At 44.4% G+C, this 22,568-nt stretch carries 25 protein-coding genes; 7 read left to right on the forward strand and 18 right to left on the reverse strand.

Annotation, left to right across the window (positions count from 1 at the left end):
* Positions 1 to 111: 111 nt before the first annotated feature.
* From ACRD7A_RS03780 to asnB, 6 genes are all read left to right on the forward strand, one after another.
* Positions 112 to 405: a DUF3450 domain-containing protein gene (locus tag ACRD7A_RS03780; RefSeq protein WP_430810964.1), complete on the forward strand. Its 294-nt coding sequence runs from the start codon at positions 112 to 114 to the stop codon at positions 403 to 405.
* Positions 406 to 414: 9 nt separating this feature from the next.
* Positions 415 to 720: a cell division protein ZapA gene (locus ACRD7A_RS03785; protein WP_430810965.1), complete on the forward strand. Its 306-nt coding sequence runs from the start codon at positions 415 to 417 to the stop codon at positions 718 to 720.
* A gap of 106 nt (positions 721 to 826) precedes the next feature.
* Complete coding sequence (gene rny, locus ACRD7A_RS03790; RefSeq protein WP_430810966.1) at positions 827 to 2,368, forward strand: ribonuclease Y; 1,542 nt, start codon at positions 827 to 829, stop codon at positions 2,366 to 2,368.
* Between the two features lie 194 nt (positions 2,369 to 2,562).
* Complete coding sequence (locus tag ACRD7A_RS03795; protein WP_430810967.1) at positions 2,563 to 3,810, forward strand: glycosyltransferase family 4 protein; 1,248 nt, start codon at positions 2,563 to 2,565, stop codon at positions 3,808 to 3,810.
* A 65-nt stretch (positions 3,811 to 3,875) separates the two neighbouring features.
* The gene (locus ACRD7A_RS03800) at positions 3,876 to 4,511 is read left to right on the forward strand and encodes a hypothetical protein (RefSeq protein ID WP_430810968.1); all 636 of its coding nucleotides are present in this window, start codon (positions 3,876 to 3,878) and stop codon (positions 4,509 to 4,511) included.
* A gap of 576 nt (positions 4,512 to 5,087) precedes the next feature.
* On the forward strand, positions 5,088 to 6,926 hold the full coding sequence (gene asnB / locus ACRD7A_RS03805) for an asparagine synthase (glutamine-hydrolyzing) (protein ID WP_430810969.1): 1,839 nt from the start codon (positions 5,088 to 5,090) through the stop codon (positions 6,924 to 6,926).
* A gap of 292 nt (positions 6,927 to 7,218) precedes the next feature.
* On the opposite strand, the gene ACRD7A_RS03810 is transcribed toward asnB, so the two are convergent.
* The 17 genes from ACRD7A_RS03810 to ACRD7A_RS03890 form a co-directional block, all read right to left on the reverse strand.
* Positions 7,219 to 8,295: a glycosyltransferase family 4 protein gene (locus ACRD7A_RS03810; protein ID WP_430810970.1), complete on the reverse strand. Its 1,077-nt coding sequence runs from the start codon at positions 8,293 to 8,295 to the stop codon at positions 7,219 to 7,221.
* Positions 8,296 to 8,349: 54 nt separating this feature from the next.
* Positions 8,350 to 8,562 (reverse strand): four helix bundle protein, encoded by a 213-nt coding sequence (locus ACRD7A_RS03815; RefSeq protein ID WP_430810997.1) that lies wholly within the window; start codon positions 8,560 to 8,562, stop codon positions 8,350 to 8,352.
* A gap of 3 nt (positions 8,563 to 8,565) precedes the next feature.
* A complete protein-coding gene (locus ACRD7A_RS03820) occupies positions 8,566 to 8,709 on the reverse strand; it encodes a four helix bundle protein (protein ID WP_430810971.1) in 144 nt (47 codons plus the stop codon).
* A 117-nt stretch (positions 8,710 to 8,826) separates the two neighbouring features.
* A complete protein-coding gene (locus ACRD7A_RS03825) occupies positions 8,827 to 10,131 on the reverse strand; it encodes an O-antigen ligase family protein (RefSeq protein WP_430810972.1) in 1,305 nt (434 codons plus the stop codon).
* A gap of 9 nt (positions 10,132 to 10,140) precedes the next feature.
* A complete protein-coding gene (rffA, locus tag ACRD7A_RS03830; RefSeq protein ID WP_430810973.1) occupies positions 10,141 to 11,295 on the reverse strand; it encodes a dTDP-4-amino-4,6-dideoxygalactose transaminase in 1,155 nt (384 codons plus the stop codon).
* Between the two features lie 431 nt (positions 11,296 to 11,726).
* Entirely contained in the window at positions 11,727 to 12,875 is a 1,149-nt protein-coding gene (locus ACRD7A_RS03835) for an acyltransferase family protein (RefSeq protein WP_430810974.1), read from the reverse strand.
* On the reverse strand, positions 12,876 to 13,571 hold the full coding sequence (locus ACRD7A_RS03840; protein ID WP_430810975.1) for a GNAT family N-acetyltransferase: 696 nt from the start codon (positions 13,569 to 13,571) through the stop codon (positions 12,876 to 12,878). It lies immediately after the preceding gene.
* Positions 13,568 to 14,503, reverse strand: coding sequence for a glycosyltransferase family 2 protein (locus tag ACRD7A_RS03845; RefSeq protein ID WP_430810976.1), 936 nt, complete (start codon positions 14,501 to 14,503; stop codon positions 13,568 to 13,570). Before ACRD7A_RS03845 ends, ACRD7A_RS03840 begins: the two co-directional genes overlap by 4 nt.
* The gene (locus ACRD7A_RS03850) at positions 14,500 to 14,862 is read right to left on the reverse strand and encodes an EamA family transporter (protein ID WP_430810977.1); all 363 of its coding nucleotides are present in this window, start codon (positions 14,860 to 14,862) and stop codon (positions 14,500 to 14,502) included. Before ACRD7A_RS03850 ends, ACRD7A_RS03845 begins: the two co-directional genes overlap by 4 nt.
* Before the next feature lie 752 nt (positions 14,863 to 15,614).
* Positions 15,615 to 15,722 (reverse strand): hypothetical protein, encoded by a 108-nt coding sequence (locus tag ACRD7A_RS03855; RefSeq protein ID WP_430810998.1) that lies wholly within the window; start codon positions 15,720 to 15,722, stop codon positions 15,615 to 15,617.
* Between the two features lie 28 nt (positions 15,723 to 15,750).
* Positions 15,751 to 15,984, reverse strand: coding sequence for a hypothetical protein (locus ACRD7A_RS03860; protein WP_430810978.1), 234 nt, complete (start codon positions 15,982 to 15,984; stop codon positions 15,751 to 15,753).
* 496 nt (positions 15,985 to 16,480) lie between these two features.
* Positions 16,481 to 17,971: an ArnT family glycosyltransferase gene (locus ACRD7A_RS03865; protein WP_430810979.1), complete on the reverse strand. Its 1,491-nt coding sequence runs from the start codon at positions 17,969 to 17,971 to the stop codon at positions 16,481 to 16,483.
* 501 nt (positions 17,972 to 18,472) lie between these two features.
* The gene (locus ACRD7A_RS03870) at positions 18,473 to 18,982 is read right to left on the reverse strand and encodes a GNAT family N-acetyltransferase (RefSeq protein ID WP_430810980.1); all 510 of its coding nucleotides are present in this window, start codon (positions 18,980 to 18,982) and stop codon (positions 18,473 to 18,475) included.
* Entirely contained in the window at positions 18,979 to 19,266 is a 288-nt protein-coding gene (locus ACRD7A_RS03875; RefSeq protein ID WP_430810981.1) for a type II toxin-antitoxin system TacA family antitoxin, read from the reverse strand. Before ACRD7A_RS03875 ends, ACRD7A_RS03870 begins: the two co-directional genes overlap by 4 nt.
* A 476-nt stretch (positions 19,267 to 19,742) precedes the next feature.
* Positions 19,743 to 20,057: a nucleotidyltransferase family protein gene (locus ACRD7A_RS03880; RefSeq protein WP_430810982.1), complete on the reverse strand. Its 315-nt coding sequence runs from the start codon at positions 20,055 to 20,057 to the stop codon at positions 19,743 to 19,745.
* Between the two features lie 5 nt (positions 20,058 to 20,062).
* On the reverse strand, positions 20,063 to 20,464 hold the full coding sequence (locus ACRD7A_RS03885; protein ID WP_430810983.1) for a nucleotidyltransferase substrate binding protein: 402 nt from the start codon (positions 20,462 to 20,464) through the stop codon (positions 20,063 to 20,065).
* A 40-nt stretch (positions 20,465 to 20,504) separates the two neighbouring features.
* Positions 20,505 to 20,702 carry a hypothetical protein gene (locus ACRD7A_RS03890; RefSeq protein WP_430810984.1) on the reverse strand — a complete coding sequence of 66 codons (198 nt, stop codon included), beginning with the start codon at positions 20,700 to 20,702 and terminating at the stop codon, positions 20,505 to 20,507.
* Positions 20,703 to 20,987: 285 nt separating this feature from the next.
* Between ACRD7A_RS03890 and ACRD7A_RS03895 the strand changes: the two genes are divergently transcribed.
* On the forward strand, positions 20,988 to 21,713 hold the full coding sequence (locus tag ACRD7A_RS03895) for a hypothetical protein (protein WP_430810985.1): 726 nt from the start codon (positions 20,988 to 20,990) through the stop codon (positions 21,711 to 21,713).
* Between the two features lie 416 nt (positions 21,714 to 22,129).
* Here the strand turns inward: ACRD7A_RS03895 and ACRD7A_RS03900 are convergent, their stop codons facing one another.
* Positions 22,130 to 22,540: an endonuclease domain-containing protein gene (locus ACRD7A_RS03900; RefSeq protein ID WP_430810986.1), complete on the reverse strand. Its 411-nt coding sequence runs from the start codon at positions 22,538 to 22,540 to the stop codon at positions 22,130 to 22,132.
* Positions 22,541 to 22,568 lie beyond the last annotated feature (28 nt).

Consider the following 22,568-nt stretch of genomic DNA (forward strand, 5'->3'; position numbering starts at 1 on the left):
TATTGCCGGCAGAAAAAGTGTTTTTCATTCAAAAGGTAAACCCCCAAAAGAGTTAAAGGTTTTTTTTTATATTATAAAACCAATGTTAACTTTGTATTGAAAAATTTGGCCATGACAGACCCAAATAGCGAATTAATTGTTGAGTTAAAAGACAAGATTAACAAGTTGATACAACGCTATCAAAGCTTGAAATCGGAAGTGCAGTTGTTGGAAGGAGAGAAGAGTAGATTAACGAATCAGCTGGAAGATGCCGCCCGGGAATACCATAACCTGGAGCAGCGATTCAACAATTTAAAGATTACGAAAGACTTGGTGATCGGTAGTTCAGAAGCCGGTGATACCAAAAAGCGAATTGGTCAAATTGTGCGGGAAATTGATAAGTGTATTGCGCTTTTAAACCGTTAAGCTAATTAAATGGACGATAAACTCTCGATACGTGTAAACATTGCCGATAGGTTTTACCCCTTACGCATCGATCGCAACGATGAAGAGCGTATTCGTCTTGCTGCTAAGCTCATTAACGAAAAGGTTTTACAATATAAGCAACGGTATTCAGATAAAGATGTGCAGGATTTTTTGGCTATGGCCACCTTACAGTATGTGATTAAACTGTTGGAATTGGAAAATCGCCACGATGTGGATCCTTTTATTGAGTTGGTACGTGATTTAAACGCGCAATTGGAAAAAGTGCTGTCTGATAAAACAGACGTTGTTTATTAGATAAGTACATATTAATTAGAATTTTACCCGCATTGTTTATTGTACTCCTATAATTAGGAGACTAATGAAATAATGCGGTTTTGTTATATATATAAATACGATAAACATGAGTTTACCAATAGTAATAGGAATTGCAATTGGGGCGCTTCTGTTAGGTGCTTTTGTAACATGGCTGATTATTACAAAAGCGCTTAAAACAAGAAGTGAACAAATTGTAAGGGAGGCCGAGGCAGAGGCCGAAGTGATCAAAAAAGACAAGATTCTGCAAGCAAAAGAGAAATTTTTGCAGCTGCGCACCGAACACGAGAAGGAGATCAATTCTCGTAACGCCCGCATGGTGAATGCTGAAAACAAAATGAAGCAGAAGGAGTCGAACCTTTCGCAGCGTATTGAAGAGCACAATCGCAAGAAGAAAGAGGTGGAGGCCATACGTGAAAACCTGACGGCACAGCTGGAGCTGGTGGAAAAGAAGACTGAGGAAGTAAATAAGGCGCATAAACAGCAGGTAGAGCAGCTGGAAGCCATTTCAGGCATGTCGGGCGATGAGGCCAAAGAAATGCTGATGGAGAGCCTGAAGGCAGAGGCCAAGACTGAGGCCATGTCGTACATCAATGATATTATGGACGATGCGAAAATTAATGCCAATAAAGAGGCCAAACGCATTGTGTTACAAACAGTGCAGCGCGTGGCGACTGAAACGGCTATCGAAAATTCAGTGACCATCTTCCACATTGATTCGGATGAGATGAAGGGTCGTATTATTGGTCGTGAAGGACGTAATATCCGAGCACTGGAAGCTGCTACAGGTGTTGAGATAATTGTGGATGATACCCCCGAGGCCATCGTATTATCGGCCTTTGACCCCATGCGTCGTGAAATTGCTCGTCTGGCTTTGCACCAGCTGGTAACCGACGGTCGTATACACCCCGCACGCATTGAAGAAGTAGTAAATAAGGTACGCAAGCAGGTGGAAGAGGAGATTCTGGAAACCGGTAAGCGCACTGCCATAGACTTGGGTATTCATGGTCTGCACTCCGAGCTGATTAAGCTAGTGGGTAAGATGAAGTACCGTTCATCCTACGGGCAAAACCTGTTGCAGCACTCGCGCGAAACGGCCAACCTGTGTGCCATTATGGCGACCGAATTGGGCTTGAACGCCAAGCGTGCTAAGCGAGCCGGTTTATTGCACGATATTGGTAAGGTGTCCGATGAGGATCCGGAATTACCACACGCTATCCTGGGTATGAAGCTGGCCGAGAAGTATAAGGAGAAACCTGATATTTGTAACGCCATTGGTGCCCACCACGATGAAGTGGAGATGACCACCATGATAGCGCCCATCGTGCAGGTGTGTGATGCTATCTCGGGTGCCCGTCCCGGTGCCCGTCGTGAAATCATCGAGGCTTATATCAAGCGTTTGAAGGATTTGGAAAATCTCGCATTGTCCTACCCGGGTGTGCTGAAGACCTATGCCATACAAGCCGGTCGTGAGCTGCGCGTGATTGTGGGTGCGGAGAAAACAACGGATAAAGAAGCCGAGGAGCTATCGTATGACATTGCGCGTAAGATACAAACTGAAATGACCTATCCAGGTCAGGTGAAGATTACAGTGATCCGCGAGACGCGTGCCATCAGTTACGCCAAATAATAAGGTATAATCAATGATACTGAAAAGCGGCCGAGGCCGCTTTTTTTGTTCTCTCTCTTCCCCTTGGGGAAGTCCGCGCAGCCGGATGGGGCCTCTTCCCCCGGGGGAAGTGCCTGCAAGGCGATGGGGAATTAAGCAGCCCAATAGAAGCTTAATTTTTCAGACTAAGAAGACTATTCACTATCTTCGCCTACATGAAAAAGCAAACACCTAAGCGTAAAATCCTCATCTTCATAGACTGGTTTCTGCCCGGCTACAAAGCAGGTGGACCGGTGCGTTCCATGGCTAATATGGTGGAGTACCTGAAAGATGACTATGCGTTTTATATTGTCACACGGAATACCGATTATACTGAAACAACACCTTATACGGGCATTGAGAGTAATACCTGGGTGGACTTTAGTCCGCATGTAAAAGTATTTTATGCCGATGAGGCGCATCAGGATAAAAAGAACTACCGCAACCTGATCAGGGAGATGAACCCGAATGCTGTTTATATCAATGGGGTATATTCGTGGAAGTTTTCTATCCTGCCATTGATGGTGGCAAAGAAGGCTGGTGCGCATCAGGTGATTGTAGCGGCACGGGGCATGTTGGCTGCCAGTGCTATAGATGTAAAGGAAGGTAAGAAAAAGTTATTTCTGCGCCTGGCTCGTCTGGCTGATTTATACAAAAACACAGTGTTTCATGCTACCAACGAAAAGGAAAAGCAAGACATAAAAGATAGTTTGGGTAAAAATATCCGGATAAAGATAGCCGATAACCTGCCCAAAAGTAAGCTGCCGGCCATAAAACCTATCGCAAAGCAGCGTGGCAACCTGCGACTGGTGAGCCTGGCGCGTATAGCTCCCGAGAAAAACACCCTGTTTGCCCTGGAGCAATTGGCCGGGCTGGGCCATGTGGCCGGAAACATCACTTTTCACCTGTATGGGCAGGTTTATAACGAAAGCTACTGGCAACAGTGTCAGACTGTGATGGCGCAGTTGCCTGATAACATTCAGGTGGAACACATGGGAACAGTGGATGCCGACCTGGTGGGGGAAACCATCCAACAGTATCACGCCCTCTATCTGCCCACACGCGGCGAGAATTTTGGGCATGTGATTCTTGAAAGTCTGAGCGCCGGACGCCCCGTACTAATAAGTGATCAGACGCCGTGGAGGGGATTAATAAATGAGAAAGCAGGGTGGGATATCTCTCTTGAGTTGAAAAGCGGAAAAGTTGATGAGTTGAATGTAGAATCAGCGTCCAGGGTGCAATGTCCGATGTCCGGAGTCCGTGGTCCAGAGTCCGAAAGTAGTGCATGGTGCGCAGTAATTCGTACACTGCTTGAGATGGAGCGGGAAGAGTTCGACAGTTGGTGCACAGGTGCACGAAATCGGGCAGAGGCCTTTGTTTATAACCCGGCGCTGAAAGAGGCGTACAGGAAGCTTTTCGATTAACCGCTGCTTTAACGCTGTCTGGTACAAGTTCGCAGACAGATTTTGCAGCTATAAACCAAATGGCGATGGCTGATTCGTTTGAAAAGATAGAAGCAGGTAGGTTTTACCATATCTATAATCGGGGGATTAACAGCTGCAATCTATTCGATGGGGAGGCGGATTATAAGCATTTTCTGGTTCTGTATGAAAAATTTATTGACCCCATAGCGGAGACTTATGCGTGGACACTTTTATCGAACCACTTTCATTGTTTGGTTAAGATTAAGGAGGACATCAGGTATAAATATACGATGGAGAAGGTTGTTAAGGCCAACGCACGTAACGTTGTCAGGACTAAAGACGCTGACAAGTTAGGCTGGGTAAAAGACTTTGCAACAAATAAATGGGCAACGGTTCCTTTACCTGACGGCGTCAACGACCCGTCAGCGTTAAAAGGCAACGATGTCGAAGAGGGTGAAAACGATGGCCCGTCAACCTTTCGGGGAATTGCTGATATCCATCCCTCAACGCTGTCCGGTACAAGTACGCAGACAGGTTTAGGGAGGCAGTCCGATGACGCTGTCAGGCTACCGAACCCTACAAAACATTTCTCCCACTTATTTAATGCCTACGCCAAATATTATAACACGAAAAATAACCGGCATGGCGCTTTATTCGAACGGCCGTTAAAAGAAGGTTGGTTGATTCAGCGGATTATCTGAAGCAATGTGTTATTTACATTCATACTAATTCTGTTCATCATCACTTTGTTTCAAGCCCGATGGAATACCCTTGGAGCAGTTATTTGGATTACCTATCATGTGAGAATACGCTGTACAATGAATGTATCAGTGATTATTTTGGCGATATAGCCAATTTTAAATATTGCTATAATAAAATGAACCATGATTTTGAATGGGAATAGCCCCAACCGGTCTGCGTCGGCACAACCTGACCGCGTAGGGGGCGGTTAATGAAGATGACCGCGTTGGGCGGTACGACCTGACCACGTGGGGCGGTTTAAAGTCTAATTCATTGGACATAGAAAGAAACCCGTTAGGGGTTGACGAAGCATTAAAAGATAATTATTCCCTGTTAAACTCCTCAACGCTGTCCGGTACAAGTACGCAGACAGGTTTCGGGCTGTTGCATTCTAAATGCTTTCCTGTATATTTGTGACCGTTAATATGGCAGGCTCATCAGGTTAGGATCGTAGCCGCGGAGCACTCCGGAAGAGCGATGAAACGGTAAAGGGTATAGGATAAAATAGCCGCGGAGCGGCGACAGAATAGTTAGCAATGTGTGGAATAAACGGAATAATAGCAGACAGCAAGGATAAACAGGATCGACTCAGCAGGATGAATGCCGCCTTGCAACACCGGGGACCGGATGATGAAGGGACATTCGTAAACGATGAAGTGGCATTGGGGCACCGCCGTCTGATGATTATCGACCTGTCACCAGCCGGGCATCAGCCGATGACGACACCGGATGGACGTTATACCATGGTGTTTAATGGCGAGGTATATAACTATCGCGAGATTCGTAAGGAGCTGGATTATCCCTTTCGTTCTAATACCGACAGTGAAGTGATTCTGGCAGCGTGGCAGAAGTGGGGTTCCGAATGCGTGCAACGCTTCAACGGTATGTTTGCCATCGCTATCAGGGATCACCACCAAAAACAACTCACCCTGGTGCGCGACCGGCTTGGCATTAAGCCTTTATACTGGCATTACAGTAAGGGGCAATTGGTGTTTTCGTCGGAGGTGCGTGCGTTGCTGGCTTCCGGTTTGGTTGAGAAAACCATTGACCCCGATAGCCTGGTGGATTACCTGCGTTATCAAACCGTGCAGGCACCGGATACCATATTGAAGGATGTTAACATGCTAAAGGCCGGTTCGTTGTTACGATTCAGGCTGGGTGATCAACCTGTAGTTACTGAATATTGGCGGCCTGAGGTGAAAAGTATACAGGGAACCACCAGCTACGAGGAGGCTAAACATAAGGTAAGGGAGTTGTTCTTTAATTCTGTGGAGCGGCGACTGGTGGCCGACGTGCCTTTCGGAGCCTTTCTGTCAGGAGGTATTGATTCCAGTGCCATCGTGGGTGCCATGAGCAAGGTATCCAATCAGACTGTAAAGACCTTTAATATCTCCTTTGCCGAGGAGGAGTTCAGCGAAGCCCGTTATGCCCGTCATATCGCCGAGATGAACGGAACCGATCACACTGAAATAAAACTCAGCCCTGAAGATTTCCTTAACTACCTGCCAAACGCCTTGGCCGGCATGGATCATCCCAGTGGTGATGGCCCTAATACGTGGTTGGTGTCGAAGGTAACCAAGGAAGCGGGTGTCACCATGGCTTTATCTGGGCTGGGGGGCGATGAGCTCTTTGCCGGTTATCCCATCTTTAAGCGGATGATGACCCTGGACAGTAAAAAATGGATTTGGAACACGCCCGGTGTATTCAGGCAATTGGCCGGCACGATCCTGAAAACGCTAAAGCCCGGCGTAGCGTCAGAAAAGATGCGCAGCCTGTTGCAGATGTCCGATTATCAGTTTGCCGACGTGTATGCGGTATCGCGGCAGGCACTGATGGATAATCAATTGGCCGGACTGCTGAACCGCGATGCCTTGCCTGCACATAAGCCCGCAACTTACCTAAGTGCTCTGATGAATGAACACCCGCAGCAGGTGCTGAGTAATGTATCCATAGGTGAGTTAAGCACCTATATGCAGAATGTGTTATTAAGGGATAGCGATCAGATGAGTATGGCCCATGCCTTGGAGCTTAGGGTGCCCTTCCTCGACCATGAACTGGTGGAGTACATGCTGAGTCTGCCCGATACTATCAAATACCCAACAACGCCTAAAAAGCTGCTGGTGGATAGCTTGCCCGACCTCTTGCCCGATTATATCGTTAACCGGCCCAAGATGGGATTTGTATTCCCCTGGCAACACTGGCTAAAAAATGAGTTACATGCTTTTGTTGATGAGCGACTGGCCAGCCTGGCTAAACGTGATTTCTTTAACGAAGCAGCGGTGATGAATTTATGGAAACAGTTTAAAAACGGAGATCCTTCCGTAACGTATTCACGTATTTGGCCCTTGGTGGTGCTGGAAGAGTGGATGAAATAGGGGGTAGGGTATAGGACTTAGGAAATGCGGTGTAGGTATAAGAGTTTAGATTTTAGGATGTCTGCGGTTTTAGGCAAGTCGGAGCAGTAGTGTGATGGTTTGACGCTCTGCCGGAGTGCGGTGCACGAGGTAAGCTATTTTCTGCCAACCATTGACTTAATACGCTAAATCCTACGTGCTATAACCTAATCCTCAATCTTTACCATCATACCGCAAACCGCTTTTCTGCCGACCCAATTAGCACATCCTATGTCCTAAACCCTACAATCTACAGCCGAAGGCGCCCTAACACCTAAATCCCCATCACTTTCTCTGCCCATATTTCCGGCGTATGCTGCATGCCCAATTGGTGCGATTGCTGGCTCATGTTTTTTAATGTAAGCTGATCCATATCCATCGTTTTTTTGAGTGCCTGCTTCAAGGCTTCTTTGTTTTCATTTTCAAAGATAAAACCGTTGTGGCCATCCTGCAGAAAGCGGGTGGCCGAGCCTATGGCATTGGAGCAGATCATTGGGAAGCCCGCCACGGCCATCTCATGTACCACTACACCCCAGGGCTCAAAGCGGCTGGGCAGCACAAACACTCCTGTCTCGCTCAGGTATTGATGCATGTCGGCAGGCTGCACAAAGCCATGGTGCTGAATCTTCGGGTGCCGGGGGCGCTGATCAAACAGTTCGCCCGTACCCAGGCACCAGAGCTCCCATTCCGAGGCCTGTTCGTTCTGCAATTCCATGAAAGCCTCAAAGAGCAGATCAAGCCCCTTGGCTGCTATATAACGTCCCACGTACAAAAAGCGTTTGGGTACTTCAGTTAGCTGCTTTTTATCGTTGTAGATCTGTTGAAAGTGGGCGGTGTCAGCACTGTAAAAGCCGGTGGTGATACGCTTGCCAAAGCCCAGTTTACGGGCATAGGCCGCCTGCGGCTCGCCGGGCACCCACGCATGCGAGAAGTGTCGGCGGATAAAGAAAGGTGACAGCAGGCGCATCACCAGTTGCTTCGCGTTGCCAAACCAATGGTTATCGAGGGTGAGTAAGGTGGGTACCTGTCCTTTGTAAGCCTTGCACACCTTCAGGTAGCCTTTATCTACCCAGCCGCTGCAGATGATCTTATCCGGATTAATGTCATTCACCAGTTTCATCAGCAGCTCATCGGTATAATCCGGCCGGTTGTAGATGTGTACCCCATCCGGACTATCAAACGCAAAAGGCGCTTCTTTATTTACCGGCCAGCGCACCACGTGGACTTCGACACCCATCGGGTGGTTTAGGCCATTGGGTATAGGATTTAGGGATTGTGGTGTGGCGGCTAAGGCCTTAAAGCAGCTCATTACGTAGCCGGCCAATTCGGTGTATAGGAAAAGTATTTTCATGATTATTATAGGTTATTGGGTTTAGGGTATAGAATATAGGTTATGGGGTTTAGGCTATAGGGTTGAACGCTTTGAGGATATGAGCGCGTTTATCATTTTTAATATTTCCATGCTTTTACTCTCTAGTAATTCGAGTTGAGAATGTTGAAGGTGCCCTCTTCTATAGAAAAGATTGAGTACTGTAATTGACTCGAATAAAGAAGCTCTGGCAATGTGAAGAAAATGGATAAATTCCTTTTTTGAATAGCGTCCTTTACCCTCGGCAATATTTTAAGGTACGGAGCAAGAGCATGCTTCAAGTTGTTCACACAATCGAAAATGCCCTTTAATGGCTTCTGTAATTTGAAGACATTCGTCAGCAAAATCCATAGCTTTCTGCCAAACCACTAATTCCTTAAAACTGAATTTTTCCATAACTTATTTATTTTTGAAATTTTGTCTTTGGTTGGGGTTAGGATATAGGTCGTAGGTAATAGGTTGAAGGGTATAGGGTAAAAGGTAAAAGGAATCCTAAAACCCACACCCTACGTCCTATGTCCCACACCCTAACTCCTCATTCCTGTAAAACCCCTCATTTCCCAACATACTCAAGATAATCACCAGTACAATTGTAAATGGATTAAGGGAAGCCACTAGCCATGATTCTACACTAATGGAAAGAAGCATACCAAATAGAACGGCCCATACCAAAGGGCTGAGGCGTGATGCTTGGCGGAAATTTGCTAACCAGCCGTAGGCAAATAATATAAGGCCAACAAGACCGGTGTCCATCCATATAGTAAGCCAGCTATTATGCACATTGCCCTGGTGTCCGTGCTGGACAAAATAATCGGCATATTGAGCAAGGATATGCAAGTGATAAGTGAAGCCATAGCTAAACCAATAGTTCATCTTTATATGCTTCCACGCTATTTCGGCTACCACTAAACGCCCCGAACCTGAATCAAGACTCTCTAAGCGGAAGTATTCGGCCAACCCCAGGGAGGTGACAATTGTTTCGAAGTTAGCCATCACATATTGGTAGGATGCAAAAACCAGCGACATCACAACAAAGGCGACTAATACGCTGCGCTTAAACAGAATGTAGGCCATGGTAAACAGCAGGGCAGAGAAAATACCGCCACGTGAGCCGGCTAATATGAGTGATGCGAGAATAACACTGTAGATAAAAATGATTTGAGGTCGTGTAAACAGATGTTTTTGAAAATGGATGGTTAGCGTGAACAGCGCAAAAAACAGAAAGCCATAGATGCCAATAGCATTGGGGTTTCCTAAAAGGCCTGAGTAACGGCCGCCGGCAAACATCACAAAGCCCGGCGCCATAAAGCGTAGTGCCAAGCCGGCTGTTAGCACCAATACGCCAATCATAACCAGATGGTAAAGAAAACGATCGCGCTCATAAGTGATTAACAGATTTACAAAAAAGGGAATGATCACCAGTAGCAATAGATAAGACAGGGTTTTCTGAAAGCCTGTAAACCCAACAGGACCCGATAAAAGCGAAAAGAAAGCTAATGCAAAAAACGGAATAAAGGGGCGTAAAAAAGCTAAGTGATCATAGCGGCCTTTAGGTGCCGTCATGTATAAATAGCCCATGACTAAGATCATGGCTGTTTTCAGGTTTTTGGCAAAGCTAAAAATGCCCTGGCGGCTATCACTAACGGTTAACACCAGCCAAAACCCCAAAAGAATCCACAGCCATTGACCTTTTTGCTTAATCATAAGCACATGCACCGGAACAGCTACATAAGTAAGCGGTCCTGCTACAATCCCTATTAGTAGCCAAAACAGTAAGGTGAGGTAGTTATTCTTTTCTAAAAGAATTTGCTTGTACATGAAACGATATTATTTAAATTCCCTTAAGGTATCCATAATCTTTTCCTGCATCGCCGGTTCCAGGTCGTAAAAGAGTGGCAGTCGAACCAGGCAATCCGAGTAGCGGTCGGATTGGGATAGTTCCGGACCTTCATACTTGTTTTTATAATAGGGGCTTTTGTGCAGACTCAGGTAATGGAACACACTGTGTATATCGTTTTCGCGCAGGTAGGCAATCAGGCGGGTGCGGAATTCACCATCGGGGCATATCATGTAAAACATGTGGCCATTAACCGTGGCATGGTGTGGGATTGTCGGGAGTTTTACGTCCTGTTGGTCTGCCCATTCCTTTAGGCCTTCGTTGTAGGTATGCCATATTTCGTTGCGGCGTTTTTGTATGGTATCCAGTTCTTCGAGCTGTGCCCACAGGAAGGCGGCGGTTACTTCGCCCGGCAAAAAGCTGCTGCCCGTATCTACCCAGCCGTATTTGTTTACTTCGCCACGGAAAAACTCGGCCCGGTTGGTTCCTTTCTCCCATAATATTTCGGCGCGTTGGATAAAGCGCTCGTCGTTAATGGCTAATAAGCCACCTTCGCCGCATTGAATGTTCTTGGTTTCGTGGAAGGAGAAACACCCCAGGTGACCGATGGATCCCAGCGATCTGCCTTCCTCCCCTTTGGGGAGGACCGACGAGGGGCTTTTATAATAACTATCCACAGCTTGTGCGGCGTCCTCTACTACAAAAATATTGTATTTATCGGCCAGGGCCATTATCTTATCCATATCGCAGGCCACACCGGCATAATGCACGGGCACAATGGCTTTGGTTTTGGGGGTGATGAGCCTTTCTATTTGGCTTTCATCAATGCCGGGATGGTCGGGCCGGCTGTCGGCAAAGCGAATAATAGCCCCTTGGCGCACAAAAGCCAATGCTGTGCTCACAAAAGTGTAGGAGGGAATAATCACTTCATCGCCCGGCTGAATATCCAACAAAAGAGCGGCCATCTCCAGGGCATCGGTGCAGCTGGTGGTGAGCAGGGTCTTTTTAAAGCCCCAGCGTTCCTGAAAATAATTTTGGCATTTTTTGGTGTAGCTGCCATTGCCACTGATGTGTCCGGTAGCCACCGCACCATAGATGTGGTGTACCTCTTTACCGGTGATATGGGGTTTGTTAAATGGAGTCATATATGCGATTGTTAAAGCGTTAGTAATTAGATTGATAGCTTGGCTATAGATGTTACCCTATAGCTGCATACTTGCCTGATATAAATAAGTTGATGTACGCAATCATTTTTATAAAAGTCACAAATTTAATCCTTTTTTTGGAGGACAAAATACGAATGTTTCTTTTTGGTATGTTATGTGTAGCAGAAGCCTAACCGCAGGGTATCGTGGTGTTAAACACCGAGTAACGCAGAGTATAATGTTTAACAAATGAGTACCACGGAGTTTTTAATTTCTCTCCCGTCTGAGCCGGGACAGCTTGTGTAACTCCTATTTTAAAAAAATACTCTGTGTAACTCTGTGGTTTATTTTCGTTTGCTGAGCACCGCCGAAGTATAAGCGCAAAATAAACGCTCAATACTCACCTCTCAAAACTCACCTCTCAAAACTCACTACTCTTTACTGCCGCTCTTTATAATGGCAAATTTTGATTTGAATTTTAAGAATATTTTCTCGTATCGATGGTAACTGAGCTGTGCCATGGCAATGGTTAAAAGTGTGCTGGCCGGGTAGAGAAACCAATTGCTGACCAGCCCGTACTGCAGGGCAAGCTTGATGCATAGCACGATGGCAATTGGGTGTAGCATGTACAATCCGTAGGAGATATTTCCCAATGCATTGAAGAGCTTATTCTCCAGCTTGATTTTGATATTGGGGTTGGCCGCAAAATTTAATATGATTATGGCATAACAGCCCGAGTAAACAATGTTGTTGATGTAGGGGTAATACATACCCAACAGGTAGTTAGTGACTGCAAACGCGATAGCTAGGTTAAAAGCCACCCTGTTTTTAAGTAATTTTAACAACTGGGGGGGGTGATGAGCAAACAGCATCACTGCGAAAAAGCCACCGATGGCCATGGTATCAATTTTAAATCCTGCCCAAAACTCCCTCAAAATAGTATGGTAGGGTAATGATAACGAAACCGGCGATGCCAGCAACATGCGGATTGCATTATAGCCAATTACAATGGCAACCATCAGTAAAAGACGGTTCTTTTTAATATAGCGAATTACCACTGGCCATAGGAGGTAAAACTGCTCTTCGGTGCCAATACTCCAGGTTTGCGAGGCGTAGGGGATGATGCCCAGCAAGGCCAATACCAGGTTGGCAAAGAAGAAGAGGTACAGAAATAGTTTAAGCCCCAAATTGGATTGGACCTCCTCAATAGGAAAACCCGGCAGGCTTAATAATTCGATATGAGGAAAAGCAAACAGCGACAGAAGTACCACGGCGAGGTAAAGGGGCCATATCCGCAATATGCGCCGCATGTAAAACTTCTTTATTTTAATGGTGTTTATTTTTTGTTCTTCGGCCAGCAACAAATAGGTGATTAAGAAGCCACTCAGCACAAAAAACAGGATGACTCCCTGTCCGCCCACAATGCGAATAAACTTGTTAATAAGCGCATCGCCCGTCCAATAGGAGGGAAGCTGAAAAATGGCCTTGAACTGTTCGATATGATGAATAATCACCAAAAAGGCCGCGATAAAACGCAGGCCATTCAGGTTGGGGAAATAGATTCGCTTGGAGGGGTGCATTTAAATATGGTAAATTAATTGAGTATGAGCGACATTATAGCCTGATTTTGTGTATAGTTTACAGGCTCCTGTATTATCCAACTGGGTAACAACGGATGCTTGAGTTATTCCGTTTTTAGCGTACCACTTGTGAGCAGCTTTTATTAATGCACCACCAATACCTTGGCCATGATATGACGGGTCAACTGCTATTAAACCTATTTGACCCATATTGCTATTTTTTTTAACAGTCACAAAACCTCTTATATGATTGTCGATTGAAGCTACAAAAACACTATCAGCCATTTGCCCTCTTAAAGACTTCTCAATCCATTGCTGATAGAGCGCTTCAAATTTTTCATTTAAGATGGGGTCTTTTTTAAATCTACTTTCATGCCCACTTAAATAAGTAAGTTGAAGCAATTCTTCAGATATGATACCATTGTAGTGTATTATGAAATCCGTGGGTTGATTACTTGTCGAAATATGGTGAGTGATATAGGTTACTTTTTTATCGATAATTTTAATGTATCTTTCTTCAAGAGTTTTTTTTGCTTTTTTATCTGTCTCTTGTGTAAATAGATAAATTAAGTCATAATTTTTATTTGTTTTTTCATGGAATAAATCAATCAAAGTTGCCTCAGTTAGTATTGAAACTTTACAAGAGCCAATTTTTTTCTTAAAAAAATGAGAATCCCATTCCAAATATTTTATCATTCGTCGAAGTTTATTAACTGTTCAACTATAAATGTAGGGCGGTTTTTCACCTGTTCAAAAATGCGGCCAATATATAAACCCAGCATGCCTAACAATGTTATGATTACACCGGCCAGAAACCAGATAGAAATAATTAAGCTGCTGTAACCAATTACATCAATTTCTCCATTTAAGGCTCGAATGAATGTATATATAGCAAATACGAAAGAAAATATAGAGATGTAGATCCCTAGCTTTACAGTTAAACGAAGTGGTTTGTCAGAAAATGATAATATGGTATTCAAAGCAAGTCGCAGCAGGGCTTTAAAATTATACCCACTTTGGCCCTCTTCTCTGGCAGCATGAGCTACTTTTATTTCGGTTCTTGAAAAACCAACCCATTTAACCATTGCAGGGAAATAGCGCGTTTTATCTTTCATAGATAAAATGGCATTAACTACTTTGCGATGATAAATGCCAAAATTAGCTACCTCTGCATTTTGTTCAGTATCGGTTAGATAAGCAAGCGTCTTATAAAACCATTTCGACATATTCTTTTTTAAAAAGTTATCCTGGCGTTCAACTCGTCTGCCTAATACAATATCATAACCCTCTTTTGCTCTCTCCAGGAAAGCGGGGATTTCTTCCGGTTGATCTTGTAAATCGCCGTCCATTACAACAATCCATTCACCAGTAGCGTGTTTTAATCCTGCGTGAATAGCATAGTGCTGCCCAAAGTTTCTGGAAAGGTTAACGCCCTTGATTCGTTGATCAGAAGCAGTTTGTTCCTGAACTTTTTCCCAATCATTTTCAGGACTTGCATCGTTGACCAGAATTATTTCAAAATCGGAAGTAATTGATTGAAGTGTTTCAACAAGACGGTTGCTCAATTGAGCAATAGATGCACTGCAGCGATAAAGTGGTACAACGACCGATATATAGATCTTCTTCATAATTTCACAGTTACAATAATACCGGCAATAATAAGCAGCAGTCCGGCTACTTTGCCCCAGGTAAACGATTCGCCAAATATACCCACACTTAATAGCAACACCAAAACAAAGGCGAGACTCATAAAGGGGTAGGCAAAAGAAATTTCGAATTTGGTCATGGCGGCCATCCAAAACAGGCTAGCTACAAAGGCAGCAGCAAAGCCGCTTAGTAGCCAGGGGTCTAAGAATAGTTTGGCCATAAAAAACAGCTTGTCTGTTAGCTGCTCCGGTAATTGACCTTTGAGGTTCATGCGCCATTTAAGCGCTAGCTGTCCGTAAACAGTAAACAGGATGCAGCCAAAAATGTAGAGATAGCCCATGGGGGATTATTGTTTATGTTGTTCATGTTTAACCACGGAGTAACGCGGAGTTAAAATTTTAACGCAGAGTAACGCGAATTTTTTTATTTACTCTGTGCCACTCTGTGGTTTCATTGGATGCTGAGCGTAGCAGAAGTATAACCGCTGAGTATCGCAGAGTAAGGCACTGCCTGTCCCTTATTCGGGAGAGTACCACGGAGTTTTTTTATTTTCTTTGTGTAAGTTATTTTAAAAAACTACTCAGTGTAACTCTGTGGTTTAAACTTAACCGCAAAGAACGCAAAGGAAAATGAAACGCAAAGGCCGCAAAGAATTTTTTCATAACGTACTTAGCGCCATCTTAGCGTACATCGCGGTTCCTCCGTATGCTGAGCGTAACCGAAGCATAACCGCAAAGGTCGCGAAGAAAATTAAATCGCAAAGGACGCAAAGGATTTTTTCTCCGCGCTCTTAGCGCCTTCTTAGCGTACATCGCGGTTCCTCCGTATGCTGAGCGTAGCCGAAGTGTAACCGCAAAGGCCGCAAAGGTAATTGAATCGCAAAGGACGCAAAGAGTTTTTATAGCGTACATAGCGCCTTCTTAGCGTCATGGCGGTTTTCTTGTATGTTGAGTGCTGGCGAAGCATAACTGCAAAGAACGCGAAGGATATTGAATCGCAAAGAAGGCAAGGGTTTTTTCCTTTGTGTGATTTATAATAGTTTACCTTAGCAATAATGCCGGGAGCGGTAGTGGGCTATTCAATATATGAGCATCAGTTAATTTTGAATAATTCCATAAGTTTCGAATTCAATGTGTCTATCTCATTACGTGTCATGTTGCCCAATTTGCCTAATGCCAGTTCTTTATCTATTGTAGCTATTTTATTGAGTCTTACAACTGATGTTTTTTTAAGACCATTTGTATCTTTCTTTCAGATCATTCACAGAATACAAATCTTCTTCTTCATATAGGTAGTCAAGGGCTTTCGATGCTGAAGAAAGCTTTTGCACTCCTTCTGCAATAAGGCTGTCATCCAGTTTGCTTAGTAGATATTCAGCAAAATCATGTACCTGGTTTACCTTATCCGCCGGTAATCTGTTTAAAGTTTGTATCGTATCTTTTATAATAGCCTGTTTGTTCATTGATGTTGTATTTTTGTATTAAAGATACGCTAAAATAAAGATCTGAGTCAATAATTAGGGTGCTGTTATGTTTTTTATTTGAGCCGGAACAGCTTGTGGTTCGTTAACCGCAAAGGGCACGGAGTGAAATTTAACCGCAGAGAGCGCGGAGGTTATTTTTCTGCGTACTTAGCGCCATCTTAGCGTACATCACGGTTCCTCGTATGATGAACGTAACCGAAGCATAACCGCAAAGGTCGCGAAGAAAATTAAATCGCAAAGGACGCAAAGGATTTTTTCTCCGCGCTCTTAGCGCCTTCTTAGCGTACATCGCGGTTCCTCCGTATGCTGAGCGTAGCCGAAGCATAAGCGCAAAGGTCGCAAAGATGTTTTTGCTTGATGCATACTACCGATTACTGAATACCGACACACTGATTATTGTTTTTCAGGCTCGCATCTTGATATTTCAGGTGCTTAGCAAGCTGCGATCCTTTAGTTTCCTTCTCTCCTTTTAAGTTTATTTTTTTGGCTTTACCCGTATCAAAGTTCCTTCGTAGCTCGACTGAATGGGAATGGGTAAACGCTTAATGAGGGTGGTGATAAAAGAAGATTCCTCAGTGGGAACATAACTTACCGATTCCAGAAAGGTAAATTCCTGTTTATAAGCATCGATCACAGCCTGTGTTGTTTGGCCGGATATAAACAGATAATCGGGCTGGAAGTGGTTCAGATGAAAACGGGCACGCGTAGCAGGGTCTTTCACCCGGTCGATGTATTGATATGTACATTGGTTTTTGATACAGGCATAGTAAAAGCGGTCATCACCCACTATTTTGGAGTTTTGCGGTATGTGCGTATTGACCCATTCCTGAAGGGGCTGTGGGTCGCGTATGGCCTGGCTGCCGATGATAGTGGCCGCTTTAAGGGTAAAAATACCCGTGTTGCACAGGGCGATGATTAGCACCATTCCGTAAACACCTATGCGGCTCACCTGAGTGATTTTCCTCTGGCTGATAAGTGTTAGTCCCAGTCCAATGATCATATACCAAAAGGGCATGATCAAGGCACTGTAGGCTCCGGTATCGGCCACCACAATATAAAAGGATAAGATGGGTAAGACAAACAAAAACAGGATGGACAACTTGTGCCGTTTGGCCGCTATAAGCCCAGCGCTAAGGAAAGCGGTAAGGATTACAGGCCATTGGTAAAAGGGAATGTACAGGTTCCCACCCATATAGTTAAAGATGCTGTTGGCAGCATCACTGTCTTCCATAGCCGGGCCGGTAAAGTGTTCAATGAATCCAGTGATGGAACCAAAGGCTACGACAATCCAAATAAAATAAACCAAAGCAGGCAGCAGTGTAATAAGGCCGGCATGCAACATCTTCTTTGAGCGGATGAACTGGTACAAGGCGTAGATAAAAAGCGGGAAGACTACCACCACAATGCGGGGCGTAGTCAACACGGCTGCTACTCCGGCAATGGCCATAATAAGGATGTGTTTACGATGCTTGCCGGGTTGTAAATAGGCCCACCAGGCCAGTAAACCAAAAAATAAGGCTACCATATCCATGCGTCCGCTATGGCTGTTTTGCACAGTGATGACATCAACGATGAGAAGCAGCAATAAAACACGGCGTATGGTCTTACTCATGCTTAGTTGGGATGCGATGCGATTAAAAACAAAAAGACTCAAAGCCGCAAAAAGAAGAGCTACTATCCGAAACTGAAAAATACCTGTGCCAAAGAGTAAAAAGGATAAGCCTGTAAGCAAAAAATAGATGGGGCCATAGGTTAATACCTCTTTACCGCCGGTTTGAATAGGGCATACTTCCAACATAAAGCCTTTGCCACTGAGTAGTGCTCTGGTGATGGATACATAGAAGGTCTCATCGAACCAGGGGAGGGGACTGTAGTTCAGACTCCATAGGTGCCATAGAGCGAAAGCTCCTAATAAGGAGTAGAAGAATGTATTATTCTTTAAAATATTGCTAAATGTATTTGTCATGATGTTGTAATAAATATATGCTTGTTCGATTTATAGGTTGTTAGGTCAATAGGTTGATAGGTCAATAGGTTGATAGGTCAATGGGTCAATAGATCGATAGGTTAATAGGATATAGGACTTAGGTTATAGGATTAGGGTTTGAGGTGCTACGGTGTGCGGATTTGGATATGATGGTTACGTTTTGGGTTTGTTACTGTACATATAATGCCGATTACTGATTTTAATCGCAAAGCTCGCACAACCTGTCCCGGCTCAGACGGGAAAAAATAGAATCACCAAGCTCGTAAAGTATTTTTTTTCTGCGTTTATGGCGCCATCTTCCTTTTGGGGAAGTACGCGAAGCGGGACTTTCCCCCTCAGTCCTACGGACAGCTCCCCTCCCGAAGGGTCGGGACAGGCACGGGAGAATAGATTGATAGCAAAGTTGGTAATCAGAATACGTTCCTGACTTTTTAGCCGGTGCTTCCTGTTACCAGGCTCGCATCTTGATTGACAAGGCGCTTAGTAAGCTGCAATCCATATTATTAGTTGTCCAATTATTTTCATTGGGAGAAATAATTTTTTACTGTCAGGTAGTTGTTCAAATCCATATTTCTTATAGAAGTTAAAGGCTTTGTCATTTATTGGATCCACTATTACTGCCATTGCCCCAATACTCTCGTTCGATAGTTTGTAGCTCCTGAATAGTGCATCTAAAAGAAGATGTTCGCCCAGTCCGCTTCCTTTTGTTTTAATATCTCTTGCCAGTCGGCCTAATAAAATAACAGGTGCATTATAGCCTTTGGGCATTTTCTTTAAATATTTGAGAGGGATTACATCTCTACCCAGACTTTCGCTTGTTAAAGTGTAGTAGCCAATAACATTTTGTTTTTCATCGATAACCACAAAGCAGGTGGCCAGCCTTTTTCGAATATCCTGACTTACTTGTTTCCTGATATATTCAGTTAATGTTGATTCTTCACCCACAAAATTTTTTCTATTATGTGTGTGTGCTAAGAGTTGTATTTTCACTCGGTATCCGTTTGAGACTTATACTTTTCAGCCGCTTTCAGTAAATTCGAATTGGGTTTTCCATTTCCAAATACGGCCTCAAAAAATGCGGCTCTGTCTCTTTCGCTGGCAATAATTCTATCATTTTGAGCAACAATTTTTTCTGCTTGCTTTTTTACAATTCGAACAATAAAACTACTAAACGACTTGTCGCCACTTAACTGCTGTGCTTTTTTAAAGACCTGCTTGTCATGTGAGGATATCCTGATAACAATTCGCTCATCTTTATTTATCTGTGCATCCATTCCATTTAGCTTTTTACAAATGTACGGCAAATAATCGTACATTATAACTGATGATTTTAATAGCTTGTGGATCGTCAGTTAAGGAACGTAGCATACTAAGCAATCTGCTGCTGAAGATGCGTTCCAGATTTTTTCTCAACTGATTTCAGAAGTAACAGAACTCGGAATATAGGTGGTCGATTTGTGATTAGCGCTTATTTTCGGCTAAAGCCGGATGGTTTGACTGTGGTTAGTCAACGGCATGAATGCCGTTGTTAGTTATATGGCTTCTTCCATGTGTATTAATGCTATTATCACTCGCTGTAGTCTTTAGCCTGCTGATTTCGGCTAAAGCGGGGTTGTGGTTGGTCAACGGCATAAATACCGTTGTTAGTGATGATCTAAGGTTGCTTTTTATAAGGACAGCTTCCCTACAGGTTTTGTGGGATAGGCATAAGTATATAAAGGAGGAGAACTTATTTAATGAAACAGCCTCTCTATTGCTGATTTTCAACATCCAACAGTATTTGTCCTTCGTTAAGAATATGAGCTTTTAATTTATTATTATCGATTTTGTTAAAATCTATTATCTCAATAAAAAAGGGTATAGGCTCCTCTTCATTTAGTGCATCAATGGCATATAGTATATCGTGGTTGCTAATATTGGTGCCCATCACAGCAATGTCAATATCTGAACCCGGTTTGTAATTACCCATGGCTCGTGAACCAAACAGCCAAGCTTTTTCAATACCCTTTATATTCTTCAGGTGATGTATCAAGGCATCCATATCGCGCTGCATTAATCCGTACATCGCATTTATATTTTTCGGTTAAAAGTTGAGTAAAGCTCCTTGAGCAAAGGAAAATAGATACCTGTTATTTTGCCTTCGATGAGCAGGGCTGTAGCTTCATCATAGGTGTGTACGGTTAAATTACGGTCGGTCAGTGCATCTATCCAATCATGCCCATTTTCGATTAAACCTTGCTGAAAAGCCGTTTTGATGGCTTCGCGCGGACTTTTCACCTCTGTGCCATTGGCCTCCAGGTAATCTTTGAGTACTTTCCATGCCAGTTCAAAACTCATTTCAAAAAACTGTATCAGGCCGGCACGTTCTAAAATGGTATCTGTTCCTTTATTAACAGCCGACTCCAATAATTTAAATGAGCGTTCGTAATTTTCAAAGCGCTGTTGCCAGCGTATGTCCTTTAATTCATCCATGTGTTCAAATTTTGAATGGTCGTTCAGATTCTTACATTGTTTAAATGGCATTTACACGTAAACCTTTATTCGTTTGTTGTTCTAAGATAGATAAAATTGAAGAAATAAAAGTTTCATTATCCTGCAAAGTTTCTTGGATGTCAACGGCATAAATGCCGTTGTTAGTGATATGGCCTCTGCCGCGGGCTTTAGCCTGCGGAATGCTGTAATGCCAATAGATGGCTTTACCCGAAACCATATTCTAATGGATGTGTACCAAACAAATGCCCTCGCTATTTAAACTGCTTTGATATTGTAGCCGATTCACACGATGGTTAATTCAGGCTCGCATCTTAACAGACATCCATTTATTAAGTTGCGAGGCGTTCGAAAAAAAGACCAATAACGACGGTTTTCTTAAAATTCTTTTGAACGGGCTTGTATTTTTTGTGAATTATTGAGGCTCACAGATAACTCCTTGGCGGACTTCCGGTAGGAGGTGGTAAAGGAGCCCGGTGAGCACCATAATCAAAAACAATGAGCTATGTGTAACTTGCAAGATTACGAGGCCTCGCTGCCCTTGGCACAGGCCATTTCACTTGAGGACATTAAAACGCCTTCCATACCCGTGGGTATCTACAGTCAGGAGGCGGAAGATTTGCACCAGTGGTGCCAAAAAGACAAAGAAGCCCTGATGGGAGCCGGTGTTCCCGAGGACTATTTCGATTTACTGAACCGGGCAGCCGGTGGATTGCGGCAGGCACAATCCATCTGGAGCGAGGAACAGAAGACCCGCCAGGATGCCGAGCAACAATGGGCCGATGAGGCACCGGAGGCCTTTGACTTGCGCGACCGTATGGTGCATGCCTTCCGTTATGCTTACCGTAAGGATGACGATTTGCTGGGCAGGGTAAGTGCCATCAACGAAGGATCGAGCAACGCCGATATGATTCAGGACCTGAACGATCTGGCCATATTGGGTCAATCAAACCCCGAGCCTTTGCAGGCCATTAACTTCGATATGGCACTATTGGAGCAATGTGCTGCTACCTCGGCTAAGCTGGCCGATATACGGGCCATGGCCAATGGCGAGAAATTTGAGACCAACGAGAGCCTGCTGATCCGTAACCGCATGTACACCCTGCTAAAAACCTACGTGGATGCCATACGCGATGCGGGTAAATATCTTTTCTGGCGCGACGAACGCCGCTTAGTTGGCTATGGTAGTCGCTTTTTACGGGATAAGAACCGAAAAGCGAAAGCTGAGTAACGCTTCGATAACGTCCTGGTGGTTTGGGTATTTTTTTTGTTTTGCCCCGTGTAGTATGATAGTGTTACATGGGGCAAACTGCTATCTGATTGGGCTTAGCTCTTATCTGGGCACGTCAAACACCTATCTGGATGGGTGAAAACTCCTATCCTTGTTTAATAGAAAATCATTACACAAGGTAAACCTCCTATCTGGGCCACTTTATCTCCTATCTGAATGTCAGAAAACACTTATCCGAGCCACTTAAATCCCTATCCGGGTGGGTCACTTCCCCCAGGGGAAGTACCTGCAAGGCGATGGGATCATCTTCCTTTGGGGGAAGTACGCGAAGCGGGATGGGGGACTTTCCCCCTCAGTCCTGCGGACAGCTCCCTCCCGAAGGGTCGGGACAGGCACGGGAGCATACCCCCTCAGTCCTACGGACAGCTCCCCCGGGGGAGCATAGTTTTTCGTTCTTCAATTACTTGCTCGATGATGCTTAGCGTTAGCGATAGGTCGTTGAGTATCATCCCGTCTTCAAAGCGAAGTACTTTAAAACCGATGGCCTCAAGGTCTTTATCACGCTTTTGATCTCTTTCGGCAGCACCTTCCACCAGGTGACTTGCCCCGTCGCACTCGATGATGAGCAATAACTCGCGACACATAAAATCGGCAATGTAATGCAGCACGGGTCGTTGACGTAGGAACTTAACACCCATGGCACTGTTTTTTAGGCCATATTTCCACAAGCAGGCTTCTGATTTGGTAAAGCGCTTACGCAGTCTCCTGGCTCGTTCAGTCAGGTAAGGGTTGTGGTACCAGTTATTTTCTTTTGAGACGCGTTGCATCCGAGAAAGTTCTGAAAGAAAGATGAGA

Source organism: Carboxylicivirga longa, from assembly GCF_050589825.1.
GTDB classification, from domain to species: domain Bacteria; phylum Bacteroidota; class Bacteroidia; order Bacteroidales; family Marinilabiliaceae; genus Carboxylicivirga; species Carboxylicivirga longa.